The 11,421-nt window shown below is 37.2% G+C and carries 10 protein-coding genes; 2 read left to right on the top strand and 8 right to left on the bottom strand.

The features are described 5' to 3' along the window. The first annotated feature begins 84 nt into the window (after positions 1–84). Entirely contained in the window at positions 85–870 is a 786-nt protein-coding gene (locus tag FJR37_RS16405) for an HAD family hydrolase (RefSeq protein WP_168466548.1), read from the top strand. 311 nt (positions 871–1,181) lie between these two features. Here FJR37_RS16405 and FJR37_RS16400 read toward each other — a convergent pair whose 3' ends face one another. Then, positions 1,182–1,826 carry a tetratricopeptide repeat protein gene (locus tag FJR37_RS16400; protein ID WP_168466547.1) on the bottom strand — a complete coding sequence of 215 codons (645 nt, stop codon included), beginning with the start codon at positions 1,824–1,826 and terminating at the stop codon, positions 1,182–1,184. Positions 1,827–2,059: 233 nt separating this feature from the next. On the opposite strand from FJR37_RS16400, the gene FJR37_RS16395 reads away from it, so the two are divergent. After that, positions 2,060–3,235, top strand: a complete 1,176-nt coding sequence (locus FJR37_RS16395; RefSeq protein ID WP_168466546.1) for a DNA double-strand break repair nuclease NurA — start codon at positions 2,060–2,062, stop codon at positions 3,233–3,235. Positions 3,236–3,525: 290 nt separating this feature from the next. Here the strand turns inward: FJR37_RS16395 and dacB are convergent, their stop codons facing one another. The 7 genes from dacB to gloB all read right to left on the bottom strand — a co-directional run bounded on the left by dacB (position 3,526) and on the right by gloB (position 11,352). Beyond that, a complete protein-coding gene (gene dacB / locus FJR37_RS16390) occupies positions 3,526–4,995 on the bottom strand; it encodes a D-alanyl-D-alanine carboxypeptidase/D-alanyl-D-alanine-endopeptidase (protein WP_168466545.1) in 1,470 nt (489 codons plus the stop codon). Position 4,996: 1 nt separating this feature from the next. After that, positions 4,997–7,801: a replicative DNA helicase gene (dnaB, locus tag FJR37_RS16385; RefSeq protein ID WP_168466544.1), complete on the bottom strand. Its 2,805-nt coding sequence runs from the start codon at positions 7,799–7,801 to the stop codon at positions 4,997–4,999. Positions 7,802–8,143: 342 nt separating this feature from the next. After that, a complete protein-coding gene (gene rplI / locus FJR37_RS16380) occupies positions 8,144–8,602 on the bottom strand; it encodes a 50S ribosomal protein L9 (protein ID WP_039201068.1) in 459 nt (152 codons plus the stop codon). Between the two features lie 382 nt (positions 8,603–8,984). Continuing rightward, on the bottom strand, positions 8,985–9,218 hold the full coding sequence (locus tag FJR37_RS16375) for a type II toxin-antitoxin system RelE/ParE family toxin (protein WP_052149837.1): 234 nt from the start codon (positions 9,216–9,218) through the stop codon (positions 8,985–8,987). Beyond that, the gene (locus tag FJR37_RS16370; protein WP_233455383.1) at positions 9,211–9,504 is read right to left on the bottom strand and encodes a hypothetical protein; all 294 of its coding nucleotides are present in this window, start codon (positions 9,502–9,504) and stop codon (positions 9,211–9,213) included. The genes FJR37_RS16375 and FJR37_RS16370 overlap by 8 nt, the downstream gene beginning before the upstream one ends. A gap of 203 nt (positions 9,505–9,707) precedes the next feature. Beyond that, entirely contained in the window at positions 9,708–10,154 is a 447-nt protein-coding gene (locus tag FJR37_RS16365) for a DUF29 domain-containing protein (RefSeq protein WP_039201070.1), read from the bottom strand. 424 nt (positions 10,155–10,578) lie between these two features. Next, positions 10,579–11,352 (bottom strand): hydroxyacylglutathione hydrolase, encoded by a 774-nt coding sequence (gloB, locus tag FJR37_RS16360; protein WP_039201075.1) that lies wholly within the window; start codon positions 11,350–11,352, stop codon positions 10,579–10,581. Positions 11,353–11,421 lie beyond the last annotated feature (69 nt).

Here is an 11,421-nt window from a genome sequence, read left to right as displayed (position 1 = left end):
AATCCCTATTTCATAGATTAATCGCTACATATCCAGAGATGAAGATGCGGTAAGCTAACAAAAGCAGTTTTTACCCTCAAAACAATGACAGCAAATAGTCCCATGATTTTGGCTTTAGACTTTGATGGAGTGGTTTGCGATGGACTAATTGAATATTTTGAGGTAGCGTGGCGTACCTACTGTCAAATTTGGTCGCCGGCTAACGACACACCACCAGATGATTTAGCTTTGAGATTTTATCGTTTACGTCCTGTAATTGAAACAGGTTGGGAAATGCCCGTTTTAATTAAAGCCTTAATTGAGGGTTTTTCTGATGATCAAATTCTCCAATCATGGACAAACATCACTCCCAAAATCTTAGCAGCAGATAATCTAGAAGCAAAGGCAGTTTCGACAAAATTGGATCATCTACGAGATGAATGGATTCAGACAGATTTAAATGGTTGGTTAAGTCTGCATAGATTCTATCCAGGTGTGATAGAAAGACTCAAAATAACTCTTAAAAGTGAAATACAGTTATATATTGTCACTACCAAAGAAGGGCGATTTGTCAAGCAATTATTACAACAAGAAGGAGTTAATTTACCACCAGAAAATATTTTTGGTAAAGAAATAAAACGCCCAAAATATGAAACCTTGCGCGAATTAATCAAGAAAGCAAATACCCAACCTGCGAGTTTATGGTTTGTGGAAGATAGACTAAAAACATTACAATTAGTCCAACAGCAATCAGACTTAAATCATGTCCAACTTTTTCTCGCAGATTGGGGTTATAACACTCAATCGGAACGGGAAGCAGGGAAAAATGATCCACGTATTCATTTAATATCACCTTCTCATTTTAATCACGATTTTTCCACTTGGTTATAATCTATGTATTACCTAGATCCCCGACTTCTTAGAAGGTGTTTGAAAGGTAGTTACTCACTCCCCCCCCTCTAAAATTATCGAAACCCTTGATCTCTCATTAAAGATAGGGGGGAGTGCGAACAGTTACTTTGAAAAGTATTAGATGAAACCGATAATCTCCAGAAACCTAACCCCCCTTTCCCCCTTCCTTACCTCTCCCTAGCCCTCTCCTAAAAGGAGAGGGAAGCAGAAAAGCTTTTTTTAGCTGGAAGGGGGGTTTCAAAGCCTCTCCCCGCTTCGGGGAGAGGTTTGGAGAGGGGTTTCTTTATACATTAAAAACTTTTCAAACATCCTCTTAGAGAAGTCGGGGATCTATTTTCTATTTTCTTAATCAGATCAATTACTTCTTGGTAATTAGAAATTCTTTTTTGTTGTTGAAATAAATTAGCTGCTGTTTTCAAATCAGTAATTGCCCCTTTCTTATCACCTAACTTATTGCGAGAAACCCCTCGATTTTGGTAAGCTTCAGGAAAATTAGGATTAAGAAGTAATGCTTGATTGAAATCTGCAATAGCACCTTTTATATCTCCCAAATCATGAAGAGTAAATCCTCGATGATTGTAAATACCAGGATAGTTAGAATTAAGACTAATTGCTTTGTTATAATCTGCAATTGCCCCTTTTAAATCTCTCAACTTATAGCGAGATATTCCTCGTTTATAATAAACTTCAGGAAAATTAGGATGTAACCGTAAAGCCTTATTATATTCTTCAATAGCCCCTTTTATGTCTCCAAATGTATGACGGTTAATTCCCTGATGGAAATATACAATAGCCTCTTTCAGATCAGATTGTGCTAACAGGGATGATTTTATTCTAAAATCGGAAATATTTGCCAAATTTTTAGCACACACTGACGGACTATATAATATAGTTCCTAATATGAGAGTTGTAATTGTTAATTTCCATTTTTTCATGACGCTCTTTTCCCAATTATTAGCATACAGTTGTTACAGCAGTTTCCAATTATATGAGTTATATCTTAGCCCCCTCATCGCACCCCCCTAAATCCCCCCGCAGCGGGGGGAAGAAAAGGATAAGCTTTTGATACTGGAGGGGGTTGGGGGTGGGGTTCTTGTACCTCATAACATCGGGAAGTGCTGTAATTATATAGCATTGATTTACATCAACACAAATACACCCAACGAATATGCTTGATTTAACAAAAATATCGAGACAAATGCAAGGTTTCAGTCAACATTTAACTTCAGAGGTGGCTGCAAGTCATCAGCGGTTGGAGTTAGCACAACAATATTTAAAAAAAGCTTTTGAGTGTCAAGAACAGTTAGTTAAACGTCAAGAAGAATGGCGAAATCGGATTATTTTTGCGAATGCTACACCCATTGAACCTCTCGAAACCTGCATTACTATTCCTGTTCCCCCCAAAGTTCATACTGTTATTTCTACAGATGGTTCACAAATTGCCCCAAATCATCACGAAATTGCGTATTGTTACTTACTAAATATTGGGAGAGTGGTTTTGCACTATGGTCAAGATCTTCACCCAGTTCTCGATAGTTTACCGGAGGTATTTTATCGCCCTGAAGATTTATATATATCGCGTCAGTGGGGCATTAGAACGGATGAATGGATGGGTTATCGGCGTACCGCTTCCGAGGCTACAGTCTTGGCAGAACTGGCTTGTAGTGCGAAAACAGCAGCCCCAGTCTTAGCGATGATAGATGGTTCGTTAATATACTGGTTTTTAGATCAATTACCGATGGATGCGCGGGATATGATTTTACCTCCCGTTTTAGAAGCTTGGCAAAAACTCCAACAAGCCCAAATCCCCCTCATGGGCTATCTTAGTGCCTCTCGTAGCACCGAAGCCACCAACTTTTTACGCTTTTTAGCTTGTCCTCACCCTGTCCCTGATTGTATTACCCATTGTCCCAATCAACTAGAATACGTACCTTGCAAAAAATTTGATACTTTGCGCGATACAACCATCATGACCACCCAACTTCAACCAGGACAACGGGGACCATTATGGCGGAGTAATGCCCGAATTTTAGAATTGTATGACGAGCAAATTATTTATTTTTGTTACGTCCATGTCGGGACGGAAATTGCCCGGATTGAAGTTCCTGCTTGGGTTGCAGAAAATTCCATCATGTTTGATCAAGCACTAGGGCTAATGTTGGCACAGGTACATAAGGGGTATGGTTATCCTGTGGCGATCGCCGAAGCGCATAATCAGGCTGTAGTCAGGGGTGGTGATAGAACCCGGTTCTTTGCCCTTTTAGAACGACAAATGATTAAAGCCGGGATCAAAAATGTCGGGATTTCCAACAAAGAAGCAAGAAAACGGGGTAGTATTGCCTAAACTCAGGTTGTACATGGAGTTTATCTTTTTGGTCATTTTGTGCGAAAGTATAAGTAGGTGAACACAATAAAACCAAACTGTGTAAAGAAATGTAAAATCGCCCAAACCCTCTTCACTCTTGCCTCTTGCCTCTTGCCTTTTGCCTTGCCATAACGACAATTTTCAACGCTCACCTACTTAGATATAAGTAAGTCATGGAATAACGAACCACAGAGGCGCAGAGAACACAGAGAAATGGGGGTTTGAGAGATGTTTTGCGTAAGTCCTGTCATTTACTCAACTCAATTATTTTAACACCGCTTTAATTCAGATAATAAAACTACAATTTCATCTATTGCTGTTCTCATGACTTTCCCCGGTTGTTCAGATTGATTTACCATAATACTAAAAACCAAGGGTTCATAATCGGGTGCGTTAATATATCCAGATAGAGTAGAAATTCCTGTCATTGAACCTGTTTTTGCTTGCACTATTCCCGCAGCCGCAGTATTAAGAAACCGATTTTTTAGACTACCTTTGACACCAGAAATAGGTAAAGAAGCCCGAAAAACTGCTGCTTGAGGTGATTTATCAATTCCTTGTAAAAGTTGTACCAACGCTGCTGGAGTCGTTAAATTTTTCCGAGATAAACCAGAACCATCTACAATGACATAACCTGCTGGTGCAACTCCTAATTGAGTTAAAGTTTCTCTGACAACTTGTAATCCGACATCAGCCGTATTTTGATTTTTTTCTTCTGGTTTCTTAATAGCTAAACTTCTGAGTAAAGCCTCAGCATATAAATTATTACTATTCACATTTGTCTCTAGTAATAATTCCGATAAAGGTGGAGATTCTACTGCGGCTATTTCTTTTTCTTGTTTATTTTGACTAAGATTTTTAATTACAGTTTCTTTAACAGTGATTCCCTGTCTAGATAAATTTTGGCGAAATTGTCTGATAAAATTAGCAACTGGATCAAATACGGCTAAACCTGTAATCTCTGGCTGGGAATTTATAGCCAATTGTCCTTTGATTCGCAGAATTTGTCCTTTTAAGTCACGATTTACTTGTACAAAACCAGGTTTATCGGCTTCAGTGGTGACGGAATTATTTTCGATTTTCCACCGATATGCTTCTGTTGGTTCTGTCCATTTTAATTTTAATGGTTCTCCAATAGTTTGTGGTAAAAAAGTTAATACAGTAGCATTTTCATTGAGAATAAAACTATTAATTGGTGCGCCATAATCAGCTTGAATGTCTTCCCATTCCCAACTGGGATTAATTACTTCACCTTGAAAATAACTATCATCAGCAATTAACTGATTAATTTGTCGAATTTCCTGTTGATATAGTTGTTTTGATAATATTGTTAACTGAGCATTTTTGAAACTCGGATCTCCCCTTCCCACTACACGCAAAACACCATTACCATCATCATAAATAGAAGTACGAATCCGAAAATCTGCTCCTAATTGTTGTAATGCTGCTGCGGTAGTAAATAGCTTCATATTAGAAGCAGGAATAAAATATTTTTGGCTATCTTGACTATAAAGAATCTTTTCTGATGATAATGGTTTAATTAAAATCCCCCAACGGACTCGACTAAATTGAGGATGATTGATAATAGTATTAATAGCAGATGATAATTGAGCAGGACAAATTGATTTTGTATTCGTAACTTCTGGAACTGGTGTTTGTGCCTTAGCTATTTTTTGAATACTACCAATATTAATAGAAACAAATAGTAATATCAAGCTGAAATAATTCTTTTTTGACATATTACCAACTTGGTTTAGCTAGATTTTTAAACTTTGTAAATTGTGGATCAAATAATAGTTTAATTGTTCCTGTAGGTCCATTCCGATGTTTGGCTATGATTACTTCGGCAATTCCCCTGTCTGGGGTATCTGGTGAATAATATTCATCACGGTATAACATCATTACTATATCCGCATCTTGTTCAATTGAGTTATGAACAATAATATTATTAGCGATAAAGTTATGTAATTTATCAACTGTTAAATCAAATACTTCTTCTTCTCCATCTAGTTCAATTGAGATAACTTCATCCCAATAAGTATCACTGTTAGCAAGAGCAATTAATTGTTGTTGCAAATTTAATTCATCTAATCTTTTCCACCCATTAATAGTTAAAAATTTATGATTACCAGTAGCACGAATTTCTCGACCTAATCGAGTTGTTAATGTAAATACTGGTTTGATACCTGTAGAAAAAGCGTTACTAACAATTGCCCTTTCTAGTTTCATTGTGTTTTCGTTCAGTCCCCAAACCGCAAAATCAGATTTACCTACTAATTCTTTAATTGGTACTTGTAACCCGGTGTCTGCTAATGTAACAAGACTATCGCCAGCTAAACATCCCGATTCTCTCAAATCAGATAACATGGGGCGTTTATTGGTTCTTGCTTCTACTCCGCGACTTAACTGTGATAAGGCAATTATGGGTACAGATAATTCTCTCGCTAAACCTTTTAAAGAACGGGTAATTCTCGATAATTCTTGGACACGATTATCACTACTACCTTCCATTAATTGCAAGTAATCAATTACTATTAATCCTAAGTCTTTAGTTTGTTCGGCTTGCAATCGTCGCGCTTGACTTCGCATTTGTGTGACTGTAATATTTGCCGTATCATCAATAAAAATCGGCGTGTCGGAGAGTTTATCAATGGCACGGCTTAAAGGTTCCCATTGGGTTTGACTAATGCGGCCACTTCTTAAATAACTACTTTCAATTCCGGCTTCACTAGCTAATAGTCTTTGGACTAGTTGTTCTTTGGACATTTCTAAACTAAAAACTGCAACTGCTAATTGATAACCGGCTGCAATGTTATGAGCTAGGTTAAGACAAAAGGCGGTATTGTGAACACAGATATCATTAGCAATAAAGTTGTGTGTTTCAGGAATTGTCAAATCATAAACTTGTTTGTTACCAACTGATTCAATAGAAATAATTTCATCCCAATATACATCACTATTTGCTAATTGCTGAAGTGGTAAATTATCTAAAGCAGTGGCTAAAATCCATAATCTTTCCCGTTTTAATGCCCGCTTGCCGACATGAATATTTGTATAGCTTTTAATCCCAGCCCGTTTTGCTAAACTACTCCAAGTTTCGCTACCTTTAGCGGCTGCTATCTGTTCCCAAATTTCTATAGGTATTAAGTCACGATTGGTTTGATATCTTTTTTGAGATATTGCTGCTGTAACTTTTGCTAATGCTGCTTCTTTGCCAAAAATGCCAATTTCTGCAATGAAGTGTTTGATAGATAAAGCATCAGTAATATCTAATTGCCATGCTGGTCTACGGGTATCATTATATTTCACAGACCGCTTTTTCAAAGCAGCAATAATCCCAAATCTTAATAACAGATGTTGAATTTGTCTTGCTAGTTTTTCGCTGACTGTACAATAACCTAATTGTGATTGACAACTATTAAGTAGAGTAGCCCAGCCGTCAGTGGCAAAGAGACGATTTAGAAACAATGATAATTGTGATTTTTCTAATTTAAAGACAATATTTGGGACGGTTTTAGTATCACTCTTTTCAAGAGAATCAGCTAATAATTTGACTTCACACTCGCGGATGGTTTCTGTGCCAAATACATCTATTTTCCGAGGGATGGCAATTTTATTTCCCACTTGTAAATTTTCTAATCTTTGCCAGCCTTTAATAGTTAAAAATGGGTGAGTGATTGTGGTTTCAATTGCCCGACCTAAGCGAGTTGTGATGCGGAAAACTGGTTTAATTCCATCATCTACAAATGCAGATGGTTGGGTAAAGGTAAATTTCCAATCATCATTTAATGTTAATAATGAACCTTGCCGTTGCTGATATAATTCTTCAATTGTGGCAATTTGTCCATCTGCTAAAACGATTTCTGAATCATAACTGAGACATTTTCCCATTGATGGCCTCCCAGCGACGATAATTAAATCAGAACGCTGAAAACCGCTAGTCATGGCATCTAAATCATAAAAACCACAAGGTATTCCCGGTAATGCAATCCCTTGATGACGAGTTTCAATATCTTGAAAAGTATTAATTAAAGTGTCACCAATATGAACTAATCCTGATTGGGTTTTTTGTTGGGTGACGTTAAAAACTTTTTGTTCGGCATTGTCCAGAACAATTGGTAATTCTGTTTCTGTTTCAAAACCAAGATGGACAATTTCATTCCCAGCTTTGATTAATTGCCGACGCAGGTATTTTTCCATGACTAACCCTGCTAAGGCATCAATGTTGACTGCGGAAACTGTGCGGTCTACTAATGTTGCTAGTTTGTTTCTGCCGCCAATTTGGGTTAATTGATCGTTGTCTGTTAACCAACTGGTAATGGAAAGTAGGTCTGTGGGTTTTTGCTGGGTATGGAGACGGAGGGCGGCTTGATAGATGGTTATATGGGCGCTAAGATAAAATGCTTCGGGAACTAGGCGATCGCTCACTCGACCAATTGCCTCTGGATCTAGGAGAATACCTCCTAATATCGCTTCTTCTGCTTCGATGTTTTGAGGTGGTAAACGATTACTACCATCACCTTGAAAACTTAGTTCTTCAGCCATAAAATTTTAAATGTTGGCGATTTTGGATTTTTATTTCATCATCCAAAATCAATATCCGAATTTTAGATTTTAAATTTTGGATTTTGGATTAAAGATTCAAAAATGTCCGCATCCGAATTTTAGATTTTAAATTTTGGATTTTGGATTAAAGATTGAAAATCCAAAAATGTTCGCATCCGCCAAGTTTATTTGAGGATACGTCTAAAATCCAAAATTTACAAGGTCTTGGCTTAGTTGCTAATCTAAAATCTAAAATCCAAAACTGACAGGCTGTTGGCTGAGTTGCTTAAGTCAATCTAAAATCTAAAATCTAAAATCTAAAATCTAAAATCCAAAATTGTATTAGTTAGAGACGACTTCAATGTTAATTACTGCTGTTACTTCAGCATGGAGTTTGATTTCAGCTTTGTAAGTACCCAATTGGCTAATATCGGGAATGGTGATACCACGACGATCTATTTCTAGGTTAGCTGCTGCTTGAATTGCATCTGCAACGTCTTGGGTGGTAACAGTACCGAAAATAGCTTCATTTTCCCCAACTTGCTTGGCAATTTTTAAACCAGCAATATTTTCTAAAGCTGTTTTTTGCTCAGTTGCTTGTTGTTTGAGTTCTAATTGTCTTTGATATTCTTTCTCGCGTCTGCGTTCTACTTGTTTAAGTAATCCAGGTGTAGCACGAGCGGCTAAACTCTGGGGGATGAGGTAGTTACGAGCATAACCGGGAGCTACTTCTACCAAATCGCCGAGTTTTCCCAGCTTGGTAACATCTTTTGTTAAAACTAATTGTACACGTTTCGCCATTGTTTTTCGCTTTTCTTGGTAAAATCTTAGTTATTTAGGTGTCGCAGGGTGGCTCATAAAAGTGTAGCTTGATCCTCAGCGACTTTTAACGTACCCACAGCCTCGACATTGTAGCGAAATTTGGGGAGCGATCGCAACTCTAAATGCTAGAAATTTTAAAAAAGCAATATTTTCATAGATAAAGGAAAGCGTAAGCTAACGCTTGCAATCTTGCAATTAACTAAATAGGTCTATTCTCTCGTCCATGATATATACGTAAAATAATCACATCATCCTCAAGAATAACGTAGTGAATTATAAATCCATACTTAGGAACGCAAATTTAATAACCTGCAATTCTGATGTAACCTGGAATGGTGCGTTACGCTGTCGCTAACACACCCTACTTTTGCACCTTATTTAATTCACATTCCTTACCAAAAGCAACTATAAGCTTTCGTAACCCTACTATTTCATCTACAATCGCACCGCGACGAGGATTTTGTTGTAGACTTCCCCCTGAAGAAACAATTGCTTGTACTGCGCGGACTGCTGCATCAGCATTACTAAGTGCTATAAAATCATAATGACGATTTAAGTCATTCGTAGCAGTTTCTGTCCAAACTATCTCAGACATTATTATTATGAATTGTTAAACTATTTGCCCATTTTTGGACTTGTTCATGTTTGACTCCTGAACCTGTACGACGGTATGTTTCTAAAGCAGATTTGCTTTCTTCAATCATGTCTTTTTTATTAAGAGGCTGAAAATTTAATTCTGTATCTATCTCACCATACTCAAGTGATTCTGTTGCTAAATTTTGTGCTTCTTGAGCTAATTCTGTAGCTAAAAATTGAATGGCTTTGATTTTTTCTTGGTGAGATAATTTTTGTAGTGAGGGTAAAATTTCTGTTAATGTCATAGAAATCATGGGTAAAGCTATTTACATTATACTGTTATCTGAGTCTGTTTTCCATAGATATAGCTTACCATTCGTGCAGCATGACACAGGCATAAACTGTCTATTTACACTATAATCGAATTATTTAACCCATTTACTCAGAGTAATTCCCAAAAACTGTTCTAATTGAGTGAAAAAGGAAATATTCAAAAAAAATCTCTCCGTCACTTCCAAAATCGCTCATTTAACAAAGCATCTATATTACTAGGAAATGGACAAACATCAGAAAAATAAACATCAGGATAACCATCTCTCACATTTTCTAAAGCCATTTGATAGCTTTTGTCCAGAACTTCTAAAACAAAACCTTTCAAACTCGGTGAATCTTCTAATTCAATTTGTAACCATTGCCGAAAATTTCTGATTTCAATTTCCCAACCCCGATAACAGTCCGACATTGGTACATAACACCGCTTTAATAAATGTTCTAATAAACGCACCAGAAAACTCCGCACTGTTTTGCGCTGACTTTTACCCAAAGATTCTACCTCTTCAATTAAATTATCCCAATCTAAATGCTCATTATCTCGTGCTTTTAACTTACTAACGGTATCTTCAACCCAAAGATAAAAATCTTGATCGTAGAGATTTTTTACCGATGTTTTATTCATAAAGTTTATTTACTGCTGGCTTGACTCTCTTAACATATTGATAAGAATTATCTTCATTCTATCGCTAATTTTTAATATATAGGAATCCGGCTTGATTCCTGATAGCAAAGCGTGGCGTTAGCCATATTTTCTTACGTAGGAAGGCAAGAGGATTCGAGAATATAAAGGTGTACCGAGTTCCGTTCAAAAATCAAATAGGAGTCCTATAGTTATCGTTCGGATGTAATACAATCGGGGGGGGGTTTCCCCAACCCTAAGTAATTGGACAAAAATATTTACAGTCATTGCGAGGGAAGGGAAGCAATCACAACCCTTGGAATTGCTTCATTTCACTTGGTTCCATATGGCTAACGCCACGCAACGCTTACGCAATGACATTATGTAATTAATTCTTTCTCACTACTTAGACAAATTATCAAAATAATTAAAAATTATCCTTCATTCCCCGAATTCGGGCAAAGGTTTGGATACCATCATCACTCTTTGCTGTTACTTGTAGAGATGGTTCTTCCCAACGCAAAAAAGGATTGGTGAGTTTTTCGACTCCTAAAATTGATGGAACTGTCGGTTCTAATTTATCCCGTTGAGCTTTAACATCTTGGTAGCGTTTTTGTAAATCTGCATTTTCAGCATCTACCGTCACAGCAAATCGCAAATTGCTTAAAGTATATTCGTGGGCGCACCAAACGCGAGTATGATCAGGTAAAGCCCGGAGTTTACTTAATGAATCTACCATTTGCCCTGGTGTACCTTCAAATAAACGCCCGCAACCTCCCGCAAACAATGTATCACCACAGAACAATTCTCCAGGCTCTCCTGGACTTGCTGGGGGGAAATAGTAAGCAATATGAGCGCGAGTATGTCCAGGTACAAAGAATATATTAGCAGTGCGATCGCTAAATTGGATGCGATCGCCTTCCTGTAAAAACACCTGTTGTCCCGGAATCCTCCCCCTGTCTTCCGCACCTCCATAAACTTTCACATCAGGAAATGCTTTCATTAATTGTGTATTCCCACCCACATGATCACCATGATGATGGGTATTAAAAATTGCCACTAACTGAGCATTAATTTTTCTCAATTCATCTAAAACTGGTTGTGCTTCCGCCGGATCAACAACAGCCGCAATATTTTGTACTGGATCATGCAGTAAAAATATATAATTGTCAGCCAGTACTGGTAAACGAATGATTTGCATTAGCTTTTCCCATTGGTAATTGGTAATTGGTAATTGGTAATTGGTAATTGGTAATAAGATATCTATTTT

The sequence above is a fragment of the Aphanizomenon sp. UHCC 0183 genome, from assembly GCF_009712065.1.
Taxonomy (GTDB): domain Bacteria; phylum Cyanobacteriota; class Cyanobacteriia; order Cyanobacteriales; family Nostocaceae; genus Dolichospermum; species Dolichospermum heterosporum.
This window is presented reverse-complemented; position numbering and strand designations above follow the sequence as displayed.